The sequence below is a fragment of the Mucilaginibacter sp. UR6-11 genome (genome assembly GCF_020880695.1).
Lineage (GTDB): Bacteria > Bacteroidota > Bacteroidia > Sphingobacteriales > Sphingobacteriaceae > Mucilaginibacter.
This window is the reverse complement of record NZ_JAJIWO010000003.1, coordinates 93,493-115,988: the sequence shown is the minus strand read 5'-3', so window position 1 is coordinate 115,988 and position 22,496 is coordinate 93,493. Positions and strand designations below refer to the sequence as shown.

At 44.3% G+C, this 22,496-nt stretch carries 21 protein-coding genes; 11 read left to right on the top strand and 10 right to left on the bottom strand.

The window, feature by feature from the left end; genetic code table 11:
• Positions 1 to 56 precede the first annotated feature (56 nt).
• The 3 genes from LJ658_RS09410 to LJ658_RS09400 are packed head-to-tail and all read left to right on the top strand — an operon-like array spanning position 57 to position 4,321.
• On the top strand, positions 57 to 1,961 hold the full coding sequence (locus tag LJ658_RS09410) for a prolyl oligopeptidase family serine peptidase (protein ID WP_230546242.1): 1,905 nt from the start codon (positions 57 to 59) through the stop codon (positions 1,959 to 1,961).
• 12 nt (positions 1,962 to 1,973) lie between these two features.
• Complete coding sequence (locus LJ658_RS09405; protein WP_230546241.1) at positions 1,974 to 3,626, top strand: sensor histidine kinase KdpD; 1,653 nt, start codon at positions 1,974 to 1,976, stop codon at positions 3,624 to 3,626.
• A gap of 2 nt (positions 3,627 to 3,628) precedes the next feature.
• Entirely contained in the window at positions 3,629 to 4,321 is a 693-nt protein-coding gene (locus LJ658_RS09400) for a response regulator transcription factor (protein ID WP_230546240.1), read from the top strand.
• A gap of 74 nt (positions 4,322 to 4,395) precedes the next feature.
• On the opposite strand, the gene LJ658_RS09395 is transcribed toward LJ658_RS09400, so the two are convergent.
• From LJ658_RS09395 to LJ658_RS09375, 5 genes are all read right to left on the bottom strand, one after another.
• Entirely contained in the window at positions 4,396 to 5,016 is a 621-nt protein-coding gene (locus tag LJ658_RS09395; RefSeq protein ID WP_230546239.1) for a bifunctional 2-polyprenyl-6-hydroxyphenol methylase/3-demethylubiquinol 3-O-methyltransferase UbiG, read from the bottom strand.
• 4 nt (positions 5,017 to 5,020) lie between these two features.
• The gene (locus LJ658_RS09390) at positions 5,021 to 5,896 is read right to left on the bottom strand and encodes a UbiA family prenyltransferase (protein ID WP_230546238.1); all 876 of its coding nucleotides are present in this window, start codon (positions 5,894 to 5,896) and stop codon (positions 5,021 to 5,023) included.
• Between the two features lie 27 nt (positions 5,897 to 5,923).
• The gene (locus LJ658_RS09385) at positions 5,924 to 7,192 is read right to left on the bottom strand and encodes a metallophosphoesterase (protein WP_230546237.1); all 1,269 of its coding nucleotides are present in this window, start codon (positions 7,190 to 7,192) and stop codon (positions 5,924 to 5,926) included.
• Positions 7,193 to 7,199: 7 nt separating this feature from the next.
• Complete coding sequence (locus tag LJ658_RS09380) at positions 7,200 to 8,705, bottom strand: sigma 54-interacting transcriptional regulator (protein ID WP_230546236.1); 1,506 nt, start codon at positions 8,703 to 8,705, stop codon at positions 7,200 to 7,202.
• A gap of 119 nt (positions 8,706 to 8,824) precedes the next feature.
• Positions 8,825 to 9,922, bottom strand: a complete 1,098-nt coding sequence (locus LJ658_RS09375; protein WP_230546235.1) for a VWA domain-containing protein — start codon at positions 9,920 to 9,922, stop codon at positions 8,825 to 8,827.
• A 182-nt stretch (positions 9,923 to 10,104) separates the two neighbouring features.
• Here LJ658_RS09375 and LJ658_RS09370 point away from each other — a divergent pair, with 182 nt between their 5' ends.
• Positions 10,105 to 10,386, top strand: a complete 282-nt coding sequence (locus LJ658_RS09370) for a GNAT family N-acetyltransferase (RefSeq protein ID WP_230546234.1) — start codon at positions 10,105 to 10,107, stop codon at positions 10,384 to 10,386.
• Positions 10,387 to 10,471: 85 nt separating this feature from the next.
• Here LJ658_RS09370 and LJ658_RS09365 read toward each other — a convergent pair whose 3' ends face one another.
• Positions 10,472 to 11,347 carry a carbohydrate kinase gene (locus LJ658_RS09365; protein ID WP_230546233.1) on the bottom strand — a complete coding sequence of 292 codons (876 nt, stop codon included), beginning with the start codon at positions 11,345 to 11,347 and terminating at the stop codon, positions 10,472 to 10,474.
• Positions 11,348 to 11,485: 138 nt separating this feature from the next.
• Between LJ658_RS09365 and LJ658_RS09360 the strand changes: the two genes are divergently transcribed.
• A complete protein-coding gene (locus LJ658_RS09360) occupies positions 11,486 to 11,911 on the top strand; it encodes a DUF4440 domain-containing protein (RefSeq protein ID WP_230546232.1) in 426 nt (141 codons plus the stop codon).
• A 608-nt stretch (positions 11,912 to 12,519) separates the two neighbouring features.
• On the opposite strand, the gene LJ658_RS09355 is transcribed toward LJ658_RS09360, so the two are convergent.
• The 4 genes from LJ658_RS09355 to hemW all read right to left on the bottom strand — a co-directional run bounded on the left by LJ658_RS09355 (position 12,520) and on the right by hemW (position 16,442).
• Positions 12,520 to 13,401, bottom strand: a complete 882-nt coding sequence (locus tag LJ658_RS09355) for a cupin-like domain-containing protein (RefSeq protein ID WP_230546231.1) — start codon at positions 13,399 to 13,401, stop codon at positions 12,520 to 12,522.
• A 129-nt stretch (positions 13,402 to 13,530) separates the two neighbouring features.
• Positions 13,531 to 14,412 (bottom strand): cupin-like domain-containing protein, encoded by an 882-nt coding sequence (locus LJ658_RS09350; protein WP_230546230.1) that lies wholly within the window; start codon positions 14,410 to 14,412, stop codon positions 13,531 to 13,533.
• Positions 14,413 to 14,622: 210 nt separating this feature from the next.
• Positions 14,623 to 15,165, bottom strand: coding sequence for a fasciclin domain-containing protein (locus LJ658_RS09345; RefSeq protein ID WP_230546229.1), 543 nt, complete (start codon positions 15,163 to 15,165; stop codon positions 14,623 to 14,625).
• 155 nt (positions 15,166 to 15,320) lie between these two features.
• Entirely contained in the window at positions 15,321 to 16,442 is a 1,122-nt protein-coding gene (gene hemW, locus LJ658_RS09340) for a radical SAM family heme chaperone HemW (RefSeq protein WP_230546228.1), read from the bottom strand.
• 364 nt (positions 16,443 to 16,806) lie between these two features.
• Here hemW and LJ658_RS09335 point away from each other — a divergent pair, with 364 nt between their 5' ends.
• The 6 genes from LJ658_RS09335 (at position 16,807) to LJ658_RS09310 (ending at position 22,494) form a co-directional block, all read left to right on the top strand.
• Positions 16,807 to 17,061, top strand: a complete 255-nt coding sequence (locus LJ658_RS09335; RefSeq protein ID WP_230546227.1) for a hypothetical protein — start codon at positions 16,807 to 16,809, stop codon at positions 17,059 to 17,061.
• Positions 17,062 to 17,215: 154 nt separating this feature from the next.
• A complete protein-coding gene (locus LJ658_RS09330) occupies positions 17,216 to 17,695 on the top strand; it encodes a hypothetical protein (RefSeq protein ID WP_230546226.1) in 480 nt (159 codons plus the stop codon).
• A gap of 192 nt (positions 17,696 to 17,887) precedes the next feature.
• Entirely contained in the window at positions 17,888 to 18,358 is a 471-nt protein-coding gene (locus tag LJ658_RS09325) for a pyridoxamine 5'-phosphate oxidase family protein (RefSeq protein ID WP_230546225.1), read from the top strand.
• 182 nt (positions 18,359 to 18,540) lie between these two features.
• Positions 18,541 to 19,554 (top strand): substrate-binding domain-containing protein, encoded by a 1,014-nt coding sequence (locus LJ658_RS09320; RefSeq protein ID WP_230546224.1) that lies wholly within the window; start codon positions 18,541 to 18,543, stop codon positions 19,552 to 19,554.
• 68 nt (positions 19,555 to 19,622) lie between these two features.
• Entirely contained in the window at positions 19,623 to 21,005 is a 1,383-nt protein-coding gene (locus LJ658_RS09315) for a sugar porter family MFS transporter (protein WP_230546223.1), read from the top strand.
• A gap of 10 nt (positions 21,006 to 21,015) precedes the next feature.
• Complete coding sequence (locus tag LJ658_RS09310) at positions 21,016 to 22,494, top strand: family 43 glycosylhydrolase (protein ID WP_230546222.1); 1,479 nt, start codon at positions 21,016 to 21,018, stop codon at positions 22,492 to 22,494.
• The last annotated feature ends 2 nt before the right edge of the window (positions 22,495 to 22,496 follow it).

Sequence of the window (22,496 nt, the reverse complement as noted above, 5' to 3'; positions counted from 1 at the left end):
ATTTTAACAAAACCTAACTAATTTTCATAATTTAACCTGATTGTAAATGCCCCGGATTGAATAATAGAATGGTGAGGAGTATAAAAGCGTTAATTTTAATTTTTGTCGTAGCTGCATTATATTCTTGTAATAGAAATAAAACTACGCAAATACCTATCAGTGAATTTTTAAAAAATCCGGGGAAAACCGCCTTTAAGATATCGCCGGACGGCAGATATATTTCATACCTAAAAAAATTCAATCAAAAGCAAAACATATTTATCCGGGCCATAGGCACTGCGGATGAAATGGCGGTAACTTCTTTTAGTGATTTTGGGGTACGCGGTGATTATACCTGGACCTATGATAATCAGATTATTTTTTGGCAGGAAAGGCCCCGCGACGATGAACACCCCATGCTGGTGCTTGATTTGAATACCTTAAAAACAAAAACAATATTATCAGAGGGTAAGGCCAACATCCGTATCTTAAATAAAAACCGCCTGACACCTGATATTATTACGGTGAGCATGAACAAGCGCGATTCGGCAAACTTTGACGTGTACAGGCTAAATGTTAAAACCGGGGAACTAAAAACCTACCTGGTGAACCCGGGCAATATTACTGACTGGCTGGTTGACGCGGATGCAAAAATACGGCTGATCAAATCGACAGACGGGGTAGACGAAACAATATTATACCGCGCAAATGACAGGGCGCCGTTTAAGCCAATTATCAAAAACAACTTTAGGAACTATGTTAGGATGATAGCTTTTAACGGGGTAAGAAAGAATTTTTACGCGCTGTCAAACGTAGGGCGGGACAAAACCGCTTTTGTTGAAATAAATGCCGAGGATGGGAAAGAAGAACGGGTGATTTATGCAAACAATAACGCCGATATCCAGCGGGTTGATTATTCAAAGATAAAGGGACGGCTTGAGTTGGTACAGTGGGAGGAAGCCAAACTGCAAAAGCACTTTTTTAGCCCCGAGATAAAAAATTTATACGAAACCCTTTATAAACAGCTTAAGGGCTATGAGGTTAATATTACCGATAAGGATACCGCCGAAAATAAATTCATCGTACAAACTTATACCGACCGTAGCCGTGGTTCTGTTTATTTATATGAACGCGCGGGTAATAAACTCACCCGGTTAATGGATAACTCAATCATCGACCCTAAATTGCTGTGCGAGAAAAGACCTATTACTTATACAACCGGTGATGGCGTTGTTATAAACGGATACCTGACATTGCCGCATGGCGATTCGAAGACCAATTTACCCGTTGTGGTTATACCGCATGACGGTCCGTTTGGCACGCGTGATTCATGGAACTACAATTCGGAGGTTCAGTTTTTAGCTAATCGCGGTTATGCGGTACTTCAGGTTAACTATCGCGGATCATCGGGCTATGGTAAAGTATTTTACAGTGCCGGATTTAAGGAAGTTGGCGGCAAAATACAACAGGATATAACCGATGGTGTAAACTGGCTTATAGCCCATAAAATTGCCAACCCTAAAAAAATAGCTATATACGGTCGTGGCTTTGGCGGTTTTTCTGCACTGTATGCTGTTTCTTTTAACCCTAAGCTATACAATTGCGCTATCGTTCAAAACGGGTTGATAAATCTGTTCACTTACATTAAAACGGCCCCTGCCTATTACCGGCCAATCTTACAGAAAATGTACGCTACTATCGGCGATCCCGAAAAAGATGCTGATTTATTAAGATCAATATCACCGGTTTTTCATCCCGAAAAGCCAAAGGTGCCATTGCTGTTTTTCCAGGATGCCAGAGACCCGCGCGCCAACATAAGTGAAGTAAATCACTATATTCGTGAATTGCAGAAACGTAATCCGGCCATAAAGTACTTTTTGAACAAGAATGAGCACGGATCGCAGGGCGGTGAAAACAGACGGATGCAAAGCTATGCCGAGATCGAAAAATTTCTGGAAAACAACCTGCACGTTAAACCTTAATCTCCGTCGGTGATGAAAGGGCAAAATACTGTTTACCGCAAAAACTCCGCTCTGATAATTGCTTTTCTGTTACTGGTATCGGTTACGTTAATAATTGGTTTGGTGGTAGCCTACCAACTTACCTCAAAAAGTATTGAGGGTGAGTTTTCTTCAAAAAAAAGCAATGTGGTTGATCAAACCATCAGCTCTTACAATGATCTGTATAAAAATAAAATATTTGAGATAAACCTATACTCGGGCCTGCTTGATTCCGCATCAGCTGCAAACTATGCCGACTCCGTTTTTCATAATTACGGCTTCGTTACCCGGATCGTTTTTTACCAGATCGTGGTGGGTAGCCGCGGTCAAAAATACACCAACAATAACCTTGGTATTACGGCAAGGTCGGTTTACGAGTATCGGCCTGATAAAGCCCGCAAAGCAATAGTTAAAAAAGTAAAAACTGAAGACGAGGTGAACGCCAACGATTTCAGGCAGATGGGCGATAAATTAAGCGATTACATCGCCCGTTACGATACGCTGCGGGGCCCCGGCGCCGATCAGCAGGGGGCGTTTTATAACACCCGGCCCGGCAAGATCAGTTTTTTAAATATCCCGGCAAACGCTGATTTAAAAACCTATCATGACCTGCAAAGAGCCGGGCATTCGGCCTCATTTTACAGACAAAATATGATGACCTTTTATCTTGACCCCAACAAGTTAAAGATAAAAAATGTGCATCCTGAGTTATACAGCTCGGTATCAATCAAACAGCTCGGTTATGATCCACCAGATATTGACCGTACCAAAGTAATTACTGATGAAGTTGCATTGCCCGGCGCATTTGCCGATTATAAACTATATTTCAGTTCGCCCAGGGAGTATTTGAATACCGAAATCTATCACCGGTTTATGCCCGTGGCTGGTGTTATCCTGCTTATTTATTCGGTTTTTATGCTGATAGGATGGCTCATTTACCGTAATCTAAGTGTTAACCTGAAAATGTTTAAGCTGCAGTATGACTTTATAAACAATTTTACCCACGAATTTAAAACCCCGGTAAGTGTAATAAAAATAGCCGGTTCAAACTTAAAGGGCGATAGCGAACTTACCGACCGGCAGCGCAAGCATTACGGTAAAATTTTGGATGAAGAGGCAGATAAGCTGAACGATTTGATGAACAAGCTGTTGTCATTTACGCAGTTGGAGAACAAATCAATCACCATCAAAAAAGATAAGATCAAGATCGAAGATTTTGTGAAAAGCTATATAGATACCTTTAAGATAAAATATCCCCTGTTTAAGCTGGACTATGCAATTGATAAAGAGGCTAAGTTTTTATACGCAGATACAGTATTGCTGGGCAGTGTTTTTCAAAACCTGATAGAAAACGCCTATAAATATTCACATCCCGACAAGAAAGAGCTTTTTATAAATATTACCCTCGAAAAACGTAATATTATATTTTCATTTATTGATAAAGGGATAGGCATCCCCAAAAATGAATTGAATAATATATTCAAGAAATTTTATAGATTAGAGAACCAATATAATCAAAACGGGAGTGTTGGGCTGGGCCTTGCTTTTTGCAAAGAACTGGTTAATTTTATGGATGGCGATATTGTTGTTAAAAGTAAAGTTGATAAAGGGTCTGAGTTTATTGTTACGCTGCCATATGCAAATTAAATATGAATAAAGAAATAAAGATAGCGCTTGTTGAAGACGACGAAAACCTGCGCTTTTTAGTTGCAGAGCGTTTGGAGTCTGAAGGCTACAAGGTATTGGAAGCGGGGAATGGCGACGATGCGGAAGCTATGATACTGGCCGACCGGCCTGATATTGTTTTGTTAGACTGGATGCTGCCCGGCAAGCAGGGCGCCGAGGTCTGTACCAATGTACGCGCGAAGGGTTTTGACGGGGTTGTAATAATGACCACTGCCAAACAGCAGGATATTGATAAAATAGCAGCTTACGGCTTTGGCGTGTCTGACTATGTTACCAAGCCATTTAATATGGATGTGGTAGTTGCGCTGATAGAGAACAAAATAAAATTTGTTTTAAACAACGAAAAAACCGAGACCTATAGTTTTGCTGATATGGAGCACCATCCCAACACACATTTGCTGATTCGGGATGGCCGAAAAATTGAGTTGACGATATTAGAGAACCGCATATTGCTATACTTCCTTAAAAATAAAAACAAGGTAATTAACCGCGAAGAGCTGATGATGGAGGTATGGGGCTATAACGCCGATGTTAATACCCGCACGCTGGACATGCACATTGTGCGCCTGCGTAAAAAGATAGAGACTAACCCGGATTATCCACAGTATTTACAAACGGTAAGAGGGGTTGGATACAAATTTGCATACCAACCATAAAGCTTTGCCAATTGAGGCAAAGTAATCCCGGCGCCGTAAGGTTAGTGATGCCACATTTCGCCCTAAATGAGATGTTAGGATTTCTTATGAGCTTTTGAACTTATAAAATCTCCGTAGAAATTTTTTTCGGCGATGGTATCATAGCCGCATTGCGAAAACTGCTTTTCAATATCCGGCAGTACCGAAGTTTCAATACCGCACACGATCTTAAAAAACACGAACATTGTTTTTAACAATACATTTTGCCACCATTTGCCGGTGAGCTGGAAATCTGTATTCAGCCATAAACCGCTTGGTTTTATAAGGCCATGGAGCCGGTTAAATACTGTTTTGAGGGTTTCTTCCCTGAAATTGTCGAACAGGAACGGGGTTATTATCACATCAAATCCCGGCGCTAAATCAGCTTCCTCAACCGGTTTGTTTATATAGCTAATATTATTATTGCCTACGGATCTTTTCGCGGACAGCGCCATCATCTTAGCTGAGATCTCAACATAAGTGATCCTGAGCCCCGAGGGATGTATGCGGGCAAGTTCCTCCAATATCCACCCGGTGCCGCCACCGGCTATTAAGATGGTTGAACCGGGCTTAATAAATTGTAACAGGTAAACCTGGGCATCGGTAAGCGCGCTGCCATAAAACAGCCCGGCCAGGCTATCATAGAACCAGGCCGAATTATCGTAGTTTGAGGCCATCTGTTCAGATATACTTAAACAATACCAAAATCACATATTGCAGGATGAGCACACCGTCAAGATAAAAGAAATAGTAGTATTCGTTCCTTTCCCATTTAGACTTAAAAATGAGCCAGCCCGCAAGGATTGCGGTGAGGGTTAGTGCAAAAAAGTCGTGATTAAAACCGTTGTTCCGGTATAGAAATAATAAGATAATATACCCGGCCAATAAAAACTGGCAGTATAGGTAAGCGCGCTTTTCGCCTATCACAACAGGTATGGTTTTCAGGCCCGATTGGCGGTCTTCAAACAGATCGCGGATATCAAACGGCACCGTTAGGGCCGCTATAAATAAAAAACGCTTAGCCAGCAGGATAGTAGTATCGCGCAGCGAAACATTGGTAAGGTGCATGTCCTGGGCTTCCAGTACGGGTAGCAGCACGGTACTCATTGTCCATACCAGCGTAATCAAAAACTGTTTCAGGCCGGGGATATTTCTCAGTCCGAATTTATGGTCGCCCAGTGTAAAAAGCGGTAAACTATAAGCAAAGGATATTATCCCCAGGAAGATGAGCAGGAGGCGTGATTCGGTCGAGATCAAAAAAAACAAAGGCACCAACGACAGGATAGACACAATCGTCAGCGTTACCATTAACCTGTGATGGGCAAAGAACCAACGTACGCGCAGGTAAGTTGATTTCTCCGGACTTTTGGGCTTGCTTAATAAGATACAGAAATTATAAATGCCGACAGTTGAAGTAAACAACAGGGCCAGGATAGTATAAAGCGGCCGTGAACCTATTAAATGAAAAGTAACCAGCGCCTGTGCAACCGCACATAAGGCCATGAATACATTACTGAATAATACAAAATCAAAAACAGACTTAAATAGTTTTTTCATTTATGGTAAGCTGCCCGGCTATAATGGTTAAATTTTGGTCGATAAAGGATCATGGGCAGATCTTAGTGTAAATATCGTAATCTCCGGCAATATTCCAACCCTGCCCGGAAAACCTAAAAAACCATAGCCTACATTTACGTATAATTGCTGGCTGCCCTCGTGGTACAGGCCGGCCCATTCTTTATAAACATACTCAACCGGGCTCCATTGAAAGTGTTCGGCGCGTACGCCAAACTGCATACCGTGGGTATGGCCGGCGAACATGACATCTATCTGCGGGTAATGCGGCAGTATCTGCGCCCGCCAATGTGAGGGGTCATGCGACAAAAGCAGCCTTACCGGAAGCTCCTGGGTGCCTTTAATAGTGGGCTCCATTTTGCCATATTTAGGGAACCGGGTTAACTCGCCCCAGTTTTCGCAACCTAAAATACCTATTTCCTGGCCATCTACCTTAAGCCTGCGGTTTTCGTTTAGCAACAGGTCCCAACCCATGTTTTTATGAGTGATGATGATGTCTTCCAGATTTTTCTTTTTGTCTGACAGCGATTTCCAATTGTGGTAATAATCGCCATAGTCATGGTTTCCCAGGGTTGAAAAAACACCAAGCGGCGCTTTTACTTTACTAAAAATATCCTGGTAGCCATAAACTTCGTCGGTACGCTTGTTAACCAGGTCGCCGGTAAAAAATATGACATCGGGCTTTTGGCCCAGCAGCATTTCAACACCGCCAACAACCGCTTTCTTATTGTAGAAACTACCGGAGTGAATGTCTGATATCTGGCCAATGGTAAGGCCGTCAAAAGCTTTTGGCAAATTAGGCAGGTATAACGTTTGTTTGCGCACGTGGTAATCATAAGCGCCTTCGTAAATGCCGAAACCAATAGACGCCAACGGCACGGCGCCTGCAATCAGGCCGGCCTTCATTAAAAATTCTGATCGTGGGATAGCGTCCTTTTCCGGCGCTTTCGGTACCGGCTTTTTTGACTTTGCCCTTAGTTTTATAATTAACCGCCTGATATCATCAATCAATACAAAAGGTAAAAAAGTAACTTTGACAATTATCAGCACAAAAAACAGCAGTAAAAACCCGGCGCGTACCCCAACCGGTATATTTAGGTATATGCTGGCGATAGTGCCGGTTACCAGGATTACAGAAAACAGGGTATAGCCCAGTTTAAACCATTTATTGCTGACCAGGCGCCGCTTTTTAAAAGCAGCAACCAGCCCCGTCAATAAATATTGATCAAAAAGAATAAGGGCCAGACCCAGTAAAATGGTAAATAACCTACTTTGCATTTATCGTTTAGTAACGATCGTCATCTACATCCAGATCGTCGTCATCAGGTTGCAAATTAAACAAACTGTTAAACATATCCGAAAAAGCGAAACCATTATCTAAAAAGCCCTTGCTTAATTGTGAGAACTCGGCTAGGCCGTGCAATACAAATTCCATCAGGATCAGTTGCTGGCTCTCTACCAAACGCGGGTGGATCTTTTTAACCAGCTCTTTTAAACCGGTAACCGAGTTTAATACTTTTTTATATTCGGCAAGCGGTAAATCGTCCAGTACCGACAAAGTATTACCATCGCTAAACCAGTTAACGATCTCGGCATAAGGGTTTGGAGCTTTGGCTTTTTTTGCCTTTTCAGGATCAGGGAAGTATTTAAGCAATAATGTTTTAATAGCTTTCCCGATCAGTATATTAGCTACCTTGGCAGGGCCTTCTAATTCGCCCTCATAAACCAGCTCTATTTTACCGGTGATAGCCGGGATAACACCCAAAAAGTCAGCAATACGTACAAAGGTTTTATCCTCATGATTAATGATCATCCGTCGTTCGGCATTGCTGATCAGGTTTTCATAGGCCGATATAGTTAAACGGGCGGATACGCCCGATTTTTTGTCAATATATTCAGAGTTACGCGCCTCGAAAGCAATTTGCTCAACCAGGTCCTTAACCAGTCCATCGGCCTCAACGGCTACCCTTTGCTCTGGCGTAAGTGACGCTTCTTGTTGGGTTATCTTCCGCGAAATCTCAACCGAGCGAGGATAATGCGTTAATATCTGGCTTTCAATACGGTCCTTTAATGGTGTAACTATTGACCCGCGGTTGGTGTAATCTTCGGGATTGGCGGTAAATACAAACTGGATATCCAGCGGTAAGCGCAATTTAAAACCACGGATCTGGATATCTCTTTCCTGCAGGATATTGAATAATGAAACCTGGATACGTGCCTGCAGATCGGGCAGCTCATTGATCACAAATATCCCCCTGTGTGCACGCGGAATTAAGCCGAAGTGTATAACCCGCTCATCAGAATAAGTAAGCTTCATGGTTGCGGCCTTAATCGGGTCAACATCGCCAATCAAATCGGCAACGGTAACATCCGGCGTAGCCAGTTTTTCGGTATAGCGTTCGCTGCGGTGAATCCAGGCGATAGGGGTGGCGTCGCCGTTTTCTTTAACAATATTATGCCCAAACCAGGATATCGGGTTCAACGGGTCATCAAATAGCTCCGACCCTTCAATGTAAGGCACATACTCATCCAGCAAATTAACCAGCAAACGTGCAATACGTGTTTTAGCCTGCCCGCGCAGCCCCAATAATAAGATATTATGGCGCGACAGGATGGCGGTTTGCAGGTCAGGGATTACGGTATCCTCAAAACCGATGATGCCCTCAAAGCCACCTTCCTCTTTTTTCTTTAATTGGGTGATGAGGTTACGGCGCAATTCGTCTTTTACTGATTCGCTTTTATAGCCTGTGGCCTTTAACTGGCCTAATGTCTTTATATCTTGTTTATTCATAAGTCTATATCAAATTTGTCATTTCGAAACGAGGAACGAGTGAGAAATCTTGTACATGCGATCCGCCTGTCAGGCGTTTAAGATTTCTCGCTACGCTTCGAAATGACAGTGTCGTTTAATTACCTCACATTTTTCCTTCTGTTCCTGGCGTAATCCTCAAAAATATATTCGCCCAGGTTGTTCAGCGAGCTGTAAAACGCTTTGCCGCCGTTGGTCTCCGTAAACTGCCTTACAAACTGCTGCAGGTAGGGGTCCTTGGCTATCATAAAGGTAGTGATGGGTATTTTCAGGCGTTTGCACTGCGCGGCCATGTTAAGCGTTTTGTTAACCACTTTCCGGTCAAGCCCGATGCTGTTTTTATAATATTTGGTTCCCTCTTTTAAGCAGGTAGGCTTACCATCGGTTATCATAAATATTTGTTTGTTGGATGTTTTGCGGCGGCGCAGTAAATCCGTAGCCAGCTCTAAACCTGCATAAGTATTGGTGTGGTAGGGGCCAACCTGTAAGTAGGGCAGGTCCTGCAGCGTAATGGGCCAGGCATCGTTACCAAAAACTACAATATCCAGGGTGTCTTTTGGGTATTTGGTGCGGATCAGCTCGGCCAGCGCCATAGCTACCTTTTTTGCCGGGGTGATCCGGTCCTCGCCATACAGGATCATCGAGTGCGATATATCGATCATCAGCACGGTGCTGGTGAGCGTTTTATAATCCATCTCTTCAACTTCCAGGTCGCGCTCGGTCATCATAAAATCGCCGATGCCGTGGTTCACCTGCGCGTTGTGGATAGATTGGGTCATATCTATCTGGTCCAAACTATCGCCAAACTCAAACTCGCGGCGCTCTGAGTTACGTTCATCACCCTGCCCGCTTTGCGGCGAACGGTGATTGCCCTTGCCCGACTTTTTGAGCTTGCCGAAGATCTCCTCCAGGGCGCTCTGACGAATGCTTTGTTCGGTTTTGGCGGTGATGTTAAAGTCGCCGGTTTGGTTATCCTCGTTCAGGTAGCCTTTTTGCTTCAGCTCGTCAATAAAATCGCCCATGCCATAGTCGTCATTGGTGAGTTTATATTGCTTGTCCAGCTCGTTAAGCCAGGCCAGGGCTTCGCCGGCATCGCCCGCGGTATAGTTGAGCAATTCCAGGAATAACTTTAATAATTCTTCAAATCCGCCTTTTGGGATTTGGTTGGGGGTAAACTTCGAAAATCCGAAACCACGCATATTTTGCCTTTCAGTTATAAATTAACGCATTATTTCGCGCAAAAGTTTGATGTAAGCCGGTATTAAATTGAATTGTTAGGCAGGGATGACAAAGTAGTGTCAGCAGTTGCCGGGCAGCGGCACTATTTGATTTGGATTGATCAGGACCGGATGTTATCGCGGAACTTTCATATATTTATATTATGTATGATGACATCCAACTAATCAACAACGAGGCAAGCCATAATTTTGAATTATTTGTGGACGGCTACCGGGCCTTTATTGATTACCAGCAGCGCGGCGACAAATTCTTTTTGATACATACCGAAGTGCCGCACGAACTGGAAGGCCGGGGCGTTGCCGCGGCGCTGGTTGAAAAGGTATTTAAATACCTGGAGAAAAATAACTTTAAAATAGTGCCTTATTGCGAATATATTAAGGCCTACTTAAAACGGCATCCCGACTGGGAACGGCTGATAGCTTAGTTATAGAGGTGTTCCACTTTGCATAGGCGGAACACCCCGGAACATTCCGGAACACTGGCGAAATTATGTCACCAGCTAACCGGAATTATTTTACCATTAAATCTACAATCCCGTCAACATACCTTGGTGTAGCGCCGCGTTTGCTGGTAACATAAGCGCCAACGGCGCAGGCACGTTCCAGCACCTGTTGTATAGGTAGTTTGTTAAGCAACCCCACAATAAAGGTGGCTAAAAACGAGTCGCCTGCACCTACGGTATCTGCAACGTCTACCGTAAAGCCCGGGTGCTCATAAAACTCGTGGTCATGCCATACTATGGCGCCTTTTTCGCCGCGGGTAACGCAAATAGTCTGAGCGTGGTATTTTTTGCGGAACTCGGTAATTTTATCTTTCAGATCGCCTTTGCCGGCGCCGATGAGCAGGTTTGCCTCCTCTTCGTTCATTTTCACCACATCGGCCCTTGCCGCCAGGGTTTGTATGGTTGACAGCGTATAGTGCGGTGCGCGCAGGTTCACGTCAAATATTTTTAGCGCCCGGGTTTCATTTAATAAGTTTAGCAGCGTGTCGCGGGTGGTGGCCTCGCGGCAAACCAGGCTGCCAAATACAATAGCGGTAGCTTTTTTAGCACATGCCGTAAGCGGCGTTTTTGTTTTTATGTTATCCCATGATACCGGTTTGGGTATAATGTAAGTGGCCTGCTGGTGCTCATCCAGTTTTACGGTAACTTCGCAGGTGGGCAGGTTCTCATCACGTTGTATCAGGTCACTGTACAAGCCATTGTCTTTTAAAAATTCTACCAGCTCAATACCCGAAGCATCAATACCTACACAGCTGGCAAAAGATACACCTGCGCCTTGCTGCGCCAAATGGAAAGCCACGTTCATGGTTGCACCGCCGGCTTCTTTTTCATCGCCAAAGGCGTCCCATAAAACTTCGCCAAAACATAGTATATTTTTCTTCATAAAGGGTTGAGCTAAAAAGCCAAAGCTAAAAGGTTTTTTTGGTTTTAACGTTAATTTAAAGTTACAGTTTATGGGGGATTAATTGTTGTTAATTTAACGGGGTAAGTTTAAATAAATTAAGAATTATTATATTGGGTCATGAAAAAAATTATTCTTTCGTGCCTGCTGGTTTTAGGCTCTTATTTACTGCATGCCCAGGACAGACAGGCGATCATCAAACTGATGGACGACCAGCGCCTGGCCTGGAACCGGGGTGATATCGAGGGGTTTATGCAGGGCTACTGGAAATCAGACTCGCTGATGTTTGTCGGTCAAAAGGGCCCCACCCGTGGCTGGCAAAATACGCTTGATAACTATAAGCGCGGCTATCCAAACAAAGCCGCCATGGGCCAGCTTGCATTTAATATTTTAAAGGTTGAGGTGCTTGACCCAACTAATGCCTTTGTTTACGGCGCCTGGTACTTAAAGCGGGAGGGCGATAACAGTAACATTGGCGGTTATTATACTTTATGGTTTAAAAAGATTGACGGGGTTTGGAAGATTGTTGTGGATCATACGAGTTGATTTAAATGTGCTGATTGGTTTCTTTAGCATCAACGACACAATTGGGTATTAGGGTATTGGCGAGGTGTATGCTATTGTGAACATCCGCCCGCTCAATCGCCGCGGGGTGGCTTTGTTCTTTTCCTTGATGAAAAGAACAAAAAATCAAGTCAGCCGATAGGCTTCTTGCGCTCTGGGCCTTTGCCCGGCAAATCAGGTAAAACCAAGGGCCCGGTCCTTTTGCCCCCTGTTGTCGCACAGGCCCAGCTTCAGGCAAAATTACCAATGCCCTTGCCAGCGCACAGCCCAACTTGTTTTACCTGATTTTACCCGAAGCTGCCCGTCTGACATTTAGGATAAAACCAGAATTTTAGTTATTGTGAGCAATGAAAAAAGAAGCGGTGGCCCGTCAGCACGCGCGGCCGGGAGCCTGGCCTGTGTGTTGGCAGCGATCGGGCTGACTTGATTATCCACTTGTTGTTTTTTTAAATGGTGTGGATGAAATCGCTGCGCTTAGTTTTTGAGTTACTTTGTATCAAGACAAAGTAATAGCCCCCGCGGCAATTGAGCGGGCGGATGTTCACACTATCATGCGGCCCTGCGAGAACCTTAAGCTAAACTGTCGGTCACTATCCCGGCTGGTTCTTAGCCAGCGCCCTGTCAGCCCTTTTAACGGCCAGCCTTTCCCGGTACCGGGCATAATTACCTTTAAAAGCCATTTTCAGCAAACTATCCAGCCCGCCTTTAACGGCCAAATTATACATACTGGCGGCTTTGCGGGTAAATGATGCATCCCAGGCACGCAGGCTTAAAGAGTAGCCGCCTTCTACATATTTCATCCAGTGCCAGTAGCCGGTAGGCATAAATAAGGTGTCGCCATGTTCCAGGAAAACTTCAATGCCTTCAACACCGTCAAGCGCCGGAAATTTTTTTATATCAGGATTGGCCACATCATAATCCTCTAACGCATAAGTGGCATTAGGGATGCAATACAGGCGGTGTTTCCACTTGTTCTCAAACAGGACGATATGTTTGCGACCGCCAAAATGGGTGTGGAAGATATGGGGCAGGTCAATATCATAATGCAAAAAGGTAACAGCGTCTGATCCCCCGAAGAACATGGCAGGCATACTCTCTATAAAGCCGCCCATCAGGTCCCTGGGTAAAATGATATCGTTTAACAGCTGCGGGGCATGTTTAAATATATTAAAAAAGAAGATGCGCAATTCGGTAGGTCGCGACATAATCAGGTCCATATAATCGTCAAAAGGCATTTCGGCAGCGGCCGAGTTGATCGGTTTTGACGGATCGGCTTTGGAGTTGTCATATAAGGGCACTACCTTTTTGCCAACTACCTGCTTTAAATACCCGGGCGTCCATTTGGTGCGCGCCGGCCAGTTTTTAGTTAGCCCTTTAATTACCAGCGGGCGGCGGGCGTCTAAATACTTTTCCTTAAAATCCTGAGGGGTTATTGAATCAACGGTATCAATGGGGCGCAGAATAAAACTCATTTTTTATTTGAAACAGGAACTTAATAGGTCTGCAGACAATTTTGCAAACCCTACACCTGATACAACAAAATAAGCAAATTTAAAAACGTTATATATTAAATTACTGTTATATTTTGGCGGATGCTGCAGCTATCCCGGTTGTCCTTCGGCCAAAGCCTTATCGGCCCGTTTTATCGCCAGCTCCTCTTTCCAGTTCATATAACGCGATTTAAAATTGCGTTTCATCATATCATCAAACTTACGCTGGATGGTCAGGTTATATAAACTCTTTGCTTTAATGGCCCATGAACTATCCCAGGCGCGCAGCGATATAGAGAACGATCCGTCCAGGTACTTCATCCAGTGCCAGTAGCCGGTGGGCATAAACAGGGTATCGCCGTGTTCTAATATAATCTCTTGCCCTTCAATCCCGTCAAGCGCCGGGAATTTAGAGAAATCCGGATTTTCAATGTCATAATCTTCCAAAGCATAAGTGGCAAACGGGATCCTGTATAAACGCTCGCTCCATTTATTGTCAAACAAAATTACACGCTTGCGGCCGTTAAGATGGGTGTGAAAAATGTGGGCAAGGTCAATATCATAATGCATAAAAGTTATTGATCCGGCACCGCCGAAAAACATATTGGGATATTTATCTAAAAACCCACCCATCAGGTCGGTTGGCGAGCGATAGTCGTCCAGTAACCCGGGCGCATGTTTTATCGGATCAAACAAAAATATGCGCAGGTCAGTAGGTTCTTTTTGGATCAGGTCAATATAATCGCCAAACTTCATTTCGGCAGCCGATGTATTAATGGGCTTTGAAGGGTCGGCTTTTGAGCTGTCATATAAGGGGACAACCTGGTCGCCGACGGTTTCTTTTAAATAATCAAAGGTCCATTTTTTTAGCGCGGGCCAGCTTTCGGTAGCTTTGCGTATTACCAATGGCTTACGTAACTTTAAGTAATTATTAACAAAATCTTCTTTTGTAATGTTGTCAACCCTATCAATAGGAGTTAAAATAATGCCCATGTTTACAATTAATTAACGCACAAAGCTAAATAATACCATAAAGACCTACAGTGCGCCTATTTGTTTTTGATATTTTTTTGACAAAAAAAGCCCGGTGCAAAAAGCGCCGGGCTTTACCTTTACAGGTAATTATAATTAATTTATGGCTGCGGTTTCCAGTTTTGCCAACGAACTAACGGCAAACTGCTTACCGCTACAGCCATAAATTAATTATTTGGGCATTAATACAGTGTTAACCACATGTATAACACCGTTGCTTTGGTTTACATCGGCAATGGTGATCCATGATTTACCGCCTTTTTCGTCAACCAGGTATAGTTTTTTACCTTGTGCCTTAACCCAAAGTTTACCGCCTTGTACCGTAGTTAGCCCGGCTTTGCCGGCTTTAACTTTGGCCCATAAATCGGCAGCGCTTAGTTTACCGGCTACAACATGGTACGTCAGTATTTTGGTAAGGGTTGCTTTGTTCTCTGGTTTTACCAGGGTTTCTACCGTGCCTGCGGGCAGTTTGTTAAAGGCCTCGTTAGTTGGGGCAAATACGGTGAACGGGCCGGCCGACGAAAGCGTCTCAACCAAACCTGCAGCCTTAACCGCGGCAACAAGGGTGGTGTGATCTTTTGAGTTTACGGCATTCTCTACAATGTTTTTTGTAGGATACATAGCTGCGCCACCAACCATTTTGGTTTGGGCGTAAGCGCCAGGGGCAATTGCGATGGCCAACAAGGCAAGTACGGGGATAATTAATTTTTTCATGATAATTAAAGATTGTTATTTGATGAGAGATACGGCGGCTTTGGTAAAGCGGTTTTATAAATTCTTATAGCTTCCGGCTATAACTTGTTGAAAACCAGGGCGGCCGTAGTTGCGTAGGTACGCCCCTTTATAAAGGCCTGATTTGAGTATGCAGCCTAAAAAAACAGTCCCGCAGCGATATGGTCGGCGTAGAGTTTGCCGGTTTGGGTGAGGTAGATCATATTATCTTTTTTGGCGATCCATTCTTTTTCAAGAAAAGGTACGGTCTCTTTGAGCAATGCTCCAGCCGAACCCGCTGCAATGGTGTTTAATTTATCCGTATCAAGCCCCCATACGGTACGTAAAGAGGTCATGATATATTCGTTTAACCGGTTGGTTTCGGTTAATATTTCTGTTTCGGCAGGCAGGGTGTTAGCTTGTATGGATTGGATATAGCCGGCATTATTGGCTATGTTCCATTGCCTTGCCTCGCCGTTATAAGAATGGGCCGACGGCCCGATACCTAAATACTTAATGCCCCGCCAGTAATTAGCATTATGCCGGCTGTAATGCCCGGGTTTGCAGAAATTTGATATCTCATAATGCTCAAAGCCTTTGGCAGCCATTTCATCCATCAGCAGGTTAAACTGCGCGGCGCTTTGCTGCTCATTCATTGCAGGCTGTTTTTTGTTGCGGATAAATGAGGCTAGCGCGGTTTGCGGCTCAACCGTCATGGAGTAAGCAGACACGTGCGGTACATCCAACGCAAAAACCTTATCCAGGTTATATTTCCACTTTTGTTCGGTAAGCAGCGGATAGCCATAGATCAGATCGACGGTGATGTTTTCAAACCCGCTGTCCTGGGCGCGTTTTACCGAAGCTTCGGCCTCGCCGGCGCGGTGTACGCGGTTCATCCACTGCAGGTCATCATCAAAAAAAGACTGCAGGCCGATACTAAAGCGGTTAACCGGCGTTTGGCGCAACGCCTGCAGTTTAGCCTTGTCCAGGTCGTCCGGATTAGCTTCCAGCGTTACTTCGGCACCGGCAGCTACCGTGTGTAAACCGGTAATGGTATCCAGCAGTAAATTGATCTCATCGGCTGTGAGTAAAGACGGCGTGCCCCCGCCAAAATAAATGGTCTCTATCGTTTCATTGAGCAGGTAGTTGCTTTGCAGCTGTATTTCTTTTATCAGCGATTGCAGGAGTTCGTCCTTATATTTTAGCGAAGTGCTGAAATGAAAATCGCAGTAATGGCAGGCTTGTTTGCAAAAAGGGATATGTAAATAAATGCCGGCCATGTTTTTAAGGTACTTAGACAGTAATAACTGGGAATATTTTAAATTTTTAACAACAAAGTAACAACATAATTTTAAGTATTCCCGTATAAAGCTAGCCAACCGATGTCCCGGGCCGCATTTTGGAGCGTTCGCTCTTGCAGACAAGCGGGTTATTGGTGACAATAATCAATAAATATAAAGTGACGATGGTCGTTTTTATTTATGGGCACCGTTTAGTTTTACTTTTAAAACCGCCCCCGGAACGAATATTGAAAATGCCTTCCCGGAGCTGGTGTTGAGCGGGGAGGATCTAAACAGTTCAGTCAAAAGAAAGCCGATGCCTGTAGATAATTAAAGATAACTCATTAACATTAAATTAAGTAATATGTTTGAATTTACCGGAAACAGGCTGCTGGAAGATTTTGAGCATATAACCTTACCGGATATGGATAGCGGTTATTTCAAAAAGAATGGCTATTACAACAGGGTATTTAAAAACAGGTGCCTGCATTGCCAGGCCATAACCATCTACCGTATACCAAGAGGGGTACTGGTAAAACTGTTGTTGTTTTGGCTTCCGTTGAAACATTACCATTGTTCTACCTGCCGCCGTAATTTTTACAGGCTTAGAAAAAAGTGATCATCCGGCCATAGGTTATTAGTTAATCTGTTTGATGTCTGTATATTAAATTAAGGAAAAAAAATTGCAGGTTGATCTGTCCATTAATACCATCCCGCCGGATGAAAAAAACAAAACAATTGGTTATTATTGAAGCGAGAATACTTTAATGGACATGGCAAACATTTCACCCTTGCTGATTGCTTACGGAGTTTCGAACGCTGTGGGCCTGGTAATTCTTTGGGCAGCGGTAAAACGGCCAAAACTGGCCCGGCTTGGGTTGTTCTTGGTTTTTGCGTGGGCCGCCTGGATAAATTATATAACCTGCCGCCTGCAGCCCGGCGCTTACCTTGATTACAGCCGTTACGCCATTGGCTTTTATAAAGATTTTATTAATGGCTGGTTTAAAGATCATATCCGGATTGCCGTTACCTGTATTGCTGTCGGGCAGTTGCTCATCGCGTCAGGCATGTTACTCAACGGGATCTGGGTAAAGCCGGCCTGCGTGGGGGTTATCATCTTTTTGCTGGCAATTGCGCCACTCGGATTCGGCGCGGTATTTCCGTTTTCGCTAACCGTCTCAGCCGCCGCCTGGCTGGTTTTGAGAAATGACGATGGGCGCTGGTTATGGCAATTCGATATTGCAACCGGATAAATACCAGAAAAACCTGATATTTCGCATATCTTAATGTGATCTGAAACATAGATCGAATTACTAAAAATCCCGATATTTATTAAAAATCATCGCCGGTAACCAGATTGGTTGTAGCACGAGATTTTTCAGTTGAAGCAGGGCATCCCGCAGAATATGGCACCGGTTGGCAGACAACCTGCCAGGTTTATTTTTTTGAAATTTAAGACATTAGCCATGTTGGGTGAATTGAGTGAAAAAGAAATTGAAGACCTGTTAACCGAACAGGTCATCGGCCGCATAGCGTGCTACGCAGATGGCCAGTTGTACAACGTGCCCATAAACTATGTTTATGGCGAAGGGTACGTTTACGCGCATTCTGCATTGGGAAAAAAGATAGCCATGATGCGTAAAAACCCCGAAATTTGTTTTGAAGTGGATAATATCGAAAGTGTATTCCGCTGGAAAAGTGTGATTGCCTGGGGACGCTTTGAAGAAATAACCGACATAGAAGAAAAGCAGATGGTTATGCAGCGCCTTATCCATCGTATTATGCCATTTGCAAATAACGCACCCGACCACCCCTCTCACGGAATTACTGAAAACGAAAGCGATATTGGTGATAAAGTTGAACTGATTGTCTACAAAATAGCTTTAACACAAAAAACCGGTCGCTTTGAAAATTAAGGCCGGTAAATAAATGCTATAAAAAGTTGCCTGCTGCAACGCCACCTGGTATCAGGATAAAATAATAATTTAACACCCCTTCCATACCCGGGATCCCCCGGACTTTTTATTTCATAATTTTATTTTTCATTTGCTTTAATCGTTTAAAGTGATAACTTTGGTTTAACCAATAGTAAATCTTAGTGAAAAAAATAGGCCTCAAAGATATTGCGGAGCATGTAGGTGTATCCATTGCACTGGTGTCTTACGTGCTTAACGGGCAGGCCGAAATTAAACAGGTAAGTAAAGAGAATACCCAAAAAATAAAGGCCGCGGCCCAGCTGCTTAACTATCGCCCTAACCAGATAGCCAAAAGCCTTAAAATGTTAAAAACCTACACCATCGGGTTGGTGGTGGCCGATATCAACTACCGTTTCAGCACTGGCATTACCCGCGCCATTGAGGCCGAAGCCAAAAAAGCAAATTATACCGTATTATTTGGCAGCTCGAACGAAAACGCGGACAGTTTTGCCGAACTGATTAATGTACTGATAAACCGCCAGGTTGACGGCCTGATCCTGGTGCCAGTGGAAGACTCGCAGAGCCAGATTACGATGCTGCAAAAGGCAGAGATCCCCTTTGTTTTGATCGACAGGAACTTTCCTGAGATACCAACCAATCATATCGCCCTTAATAATTACCGGGCGGCTTACACCGCTACTGAATATTTAATTAAGCAGGGACATAAACAGATCGCCTTTTTTAATTACATCACCACCATGTTTCACCTGCACGAGCGTAACCGCGGGTACCTTGAAGCTTTGAGGGATCATCACATAAATTTTAATCAGCACTGGCTGCAGCAGATAAATAGCAATAATAGAATAGGTGATATTGAACAGGGTATTGATACCCTATTTAATTTAAAAGAGCCCTGCGACGCCATGTTTTTTGCTACGGATACACTAGCTATTAACGGCCTGAAATATTTAAATAAAATCAAGGCAAAAGTGCCGCAGGATATATCGGTACTGAGCTTTGATGAGTCGGAAGCGTTTGAACTTTTTTATTGCCCTGTAACGCATTTAAGACAACCGGTAGAAGCGATGGGGCAAGCAGCGGTAAACACTTTACTTGAACTGATAAACCATAACAAAATAAGCAAACAGCTAAGCCTGGAGTCTGATCTTATCATCGGGCAATCATGCAGGGAATAATTTTAAATGAGCGTGCTTAAAGTGTAATATACATTGAGGAGAACCAACTATAACCTAAAAATAAGATAATGAAACCAACAAAAACAAGATCAAACGTCTTACTCATTTCCATTGTGGCAGCCACGGGTGGGTTGCTGTTTGGATTTGACACCGGGGTAATATCCGGCGCGCTGCCATTTATGAAAGAGTACTGGAAACTGGGCGACTCAAGCCTGGAATGGATCACCACCACAGTACTGGTTGGCGCGGTGCTGGGTGCTATCAGCAGCGGCAAACTGTCAGACTACCTGGGCCGCAAAAAAATGATCATTGTTAACGCTATAATTTTTGCGGTAGGTGCGGTGGGCTGTACCTATGCCCATAGCATAGTGTTTTTAATGGTGATGCGGGTTATCATCGGTATTGCCATCGGGATAACCTCGTATGTGGTGCCCATGTATATCGCCGAGATTGCGCCAACCCGGCGCAGGGGCGCAATGGTTACCTTAAACCAGCTGATGATCACGATTGGTATTTTGGTATCATATATAACTGATTATGTTTTAGGTAATGACGCCAACCTTGAATCATGGCGATGGATGTTTTTTGTGGGGTTGTTCCCCGCGTTGATATTGCTGATAGGGATGTTCTTTCTACCTGAAACACCACGCTGGCTCATCAGCAAAAACCGCTGGACCGAGGGTGAAGCCGTGCTGAACAGGGTTGAGGATCCGGACCTGATCCAACAAACCCTTGCCGATTTAAGGCGCGAGGTTGAACTAACCAAACAAAATAAAACCAACAGCGCCGAAATTTTAAAACCCTGGCTGCGCCCTGCGCTGATCATCACCGTCGGGATATTTTTCTTTCAGCAATTTTCGGGGGTAAATACCATAATTTATTATTCGCCCATCATTTTTAAAATGGCGGGTATCGTGAGTAATACCGAGTCTATTTTGCCGGCAATCATTATCGGTACAGTAAACGTGCTGGCTTGTTTTGTGTCGGTGATCCTGCTGGATAAAGTTGGCCGCCGCAAACTCTACATGATCGGTATCTGGGGCATGATCCCCTCGCTGGCTTTGCTGGGAGTTTGCTTTCATTTTAAAGAAGCATTGGGGGCAAGCCTGCCCATATTTGCGGTGTTAAGTATTGTTTCCTATATCATATTTATTGCCATTAGCCTGGCGCCGCTGGGCTGGTTGTTGATATCCGAAGTTTTTCCGTTAAATGTTCGCGGTGTGGGTATGAGCATTGGCTCGCTGGCACACTGGGGTTTTAATGCCATTGTCGCCTTTACTTTTTTTAAACTGGTTAACTCGCTGGGTATCTCCGGCACGTTCTTCCTGTACTCGGGCATTTGTTTAATCGGCATGTTTTGGGGCAGGTATTATATCCCCGAAACCAAAGGCAAATCATTAGAAGAAATAGAAGAGCACTGGCGCAAAGGCGGTAGTCCAAGAGATCTTTAAAATTGCATTTATGAAAAAATACCTGTTACTGTTGCCCTTTATATTAGGCGCAATGTGCGTTAAGGCACAAAAATTGGGCGTGAAGTACGACCCTGCCATCCAAAGCACAAAAAACCTGCAGTACTGGCGGCCAAAAGGCAACCTGTTTGTAGGCGATTGTATGCCGTTTTATAAGGACGGGCAATTCTCTTTTTATTGGCTGCTTGACTCGGCACACCACGCCAGCCTGGGCGGATTGGGCGGCCATCAATGGGCGCTAAGCACCACCACCGATCTGAAAACCTGGAAACAGGAGCCGATAGTTTTAGGCATTGATGAACCGTGGGAAAAATCGATCTGCACCGGCTCAATCGTCTTCTACAAAAATAAATATTACGCCTTTTACGCAACACGCTTAATTAATGACGGTAAGGTTAATGAACAATTAAGCTATGCTATAAGTAATGACGGGATCCATTTTGATAAGCAAAAGCCTAATCCGTTTTATACTTCGGCGCCGGGCTACAGCAAGCGTGATTTCAGGGACCCCAAAGTTTTTGTAGATGAGAAGACCGGCGAGTTTCACCTGTTTGTATCCAGCTGGAAAGAAAATTCGGTATTGCGCCATGCCGGCGGGGCGCTGGTGCACCTAACCTCAAAAGATCTCAAGAACTGGGCGGTGCTTGACCCGGTGCTGACAGGGCAGGGATCGGTACCTGAATGTTCTGATTATTTTTTCTGGAACGGCTGGTACTACCTCATCTATGGTGATAACGGCGATACGTATTATGTGCAGTCAAAAAAACCATACGGCCCGTGGCAGGAACCAAAATACCAGGCTTTAAACGAGTCGTGGGTAAACGTGGTTAAAACAGCGGCCTTTAAAAACGGCCGCCGCATAGCTGCCGGCTGGATACCCAGCCGCAATCAAAACCACGATAATGAAGGCGAACGGTTTGGCGGCAACGCTGTATTCCGTGAAGTTATCCAGGAGCCGGACGGAACGTTGGCTACCTGTTTCCCGGCGGAGATGATACCCGAGACATTGGCGCCGTTAAATTTGACGATAAAGACCGATCAGGATAGTAAGCTTGAGGGTGAAGATAACCTGACGATCAATCCGCCAAACGGCGTAGGCTCTGCCCACCTGGAAAACGTGCCGTTAAGGTGCCGGATTACCCTGGAGATTGAGCCGACAACTTCGGTTGCCGAATATGGTTTTTATTTAAGATCAGATGCCGGTGCCGATCAGGGTTATCGCCTTAACTTCTCGCCGGCTGATAAAACGGTTTGGCTGGGTAATACCATGATCAAAGCGGTTGACGGTTTGGATAAAGCCGTTAAAATTGATATGATCCTGAAGGATGATATTATAGATTTATCAATTGGCGGCCGGCGCTGCATTGTAAACCGGGTGCCCGAGCAAAAAGGTGGCTTTTTGTGGTTTTATGCAAAGCATGGAAACGTAAAATTCAAATCAATAAAGATCAGCCCACTTAAAGAAGACTAGTT

Bases quoted from the DNA above. Each gene is read 5' to 3' on its own strand.
- LJ658_RS09330 (WP_230546226.1), top strand. From the start codon at position 17,216: ATGGCAAACATTTCACCCTTGCTGATTGCTTACGGAGTTTCGAACGCT.
- LJ658_RS09315 (WP_230546223.1), top strand. From the start codon at position 19,623: ATGAAACCAACAAAAACAAGATCAAACGTCTTACTCATTTCCATTGTG.
- LJ658_RS09385 (WP_230546237.1), bottom strand. From the start codon at position 7,192: ATGCAAAGTAGGTTATTTACCATTTTACTGGGTCTGGCCCTTATTCTT.
- hemW (WP_230546228.1), bottom strand. From the start codon at position 16,442: ATGGCCGGCATTTATTTACATATCCCTTTTTGCAAACAAGCCTGCCAT.
- LJ658_RS09310 (WP_230546222.1), top strand. From the start codon at position 21,016: ATGAAAAAATACCTGTTACTGTTGCCCTTTATATTAGGCGCAATGTGC.
- LJ658_RS09395 (WP_230546239.1), bottom strand. From the start codon at position 5,016: ATGGCCTCAAACTACGATAATTCGGCCTGGTTCTATGATAGCCTGGCC.
- LJ658_RS09375 (WP_230546235.1), bottom strand. From the start codon at position 9,922: ATGCGTGGTTTCGGATTTTCGAAGTTTACCCCCAACCAAATCCCAAAA.
- LJ658_RS09380 (WP_230546236.1), bottom strand. From the start codon at position 8,705: ATGAATAAACAAGATATAAAGACATTAGGCCAGTTAAAGGCCACAGGC.
- LJ658_RS09345 (WP_230546229.1), bottom strand. From the start codon at position 15,165: ATGAAAAAATTAATTATCCCCGTACTTGCCTTGTTGGCCATCGCAATT.
- LJ658_RS09370 (WP_230546234.1), top strand. From the start codon at position 10,105: ATGTATGATGACATCCAACTAATCAACAACGAGGCAAGCCATAATTTT.
- LJ658_RS09405 (WP_230546241.1), top strand. From the start codon at position 1,974: ATGAAAGGGCAAAATACTGTTTACCGCAAAAACTCCGCTCTGATAATT.
- LJ658_RS09335 (WP_230546227.1), top strand. From the start codon at position 16,807: ATGTTTGAATTTACCGGAAACAGGCTGCTGGAAGATTTTGAGCATATA.
- LJ658_RS09400 (WP_230546240.1), top strand. From the start codon at position 3,629: ATGAATAAAGAAATAAAGATAGCGCTTGTTGAAGACGACGAAAACCTG.
- LJ658_RS09365 (WP_230546233.1), bottom strand. From the start codon at position 11,347: ATGAAGAAAAATATACTATGTTTTGGCGAAGTTTTATGGGACGCCTTT.
- LJ658_RS09350 (WP_230546230.1), bottom strand. From the start codon at position 14,412: ATGGGCATTATTTTAACTCCTATTGATAGGGTTGACAACATTACAAAA.
- LJ658_RS09355 (WP_230546231.1), bottom strand. From the start codon at position 13,401: ATGAGTTTTATTCTGCGCCCCATTGATACCGTTGATTCAATAACCCCT.
- LJ658_RS09360 (WP_230546232.1), top strand. From the start codon at position 11,486: ATGAAAAAAATTATTCTTTCGTGCCTGCTGGTTTTAGGCTCTTATTTA.
- LJ658_RS09390 (WP_230546238.1), bottom strand. From the start codon at position 5,896: ATGAAAAAACTATTTAAGTCTGTTTTTGATTTTGTATTATTCAGTAAT.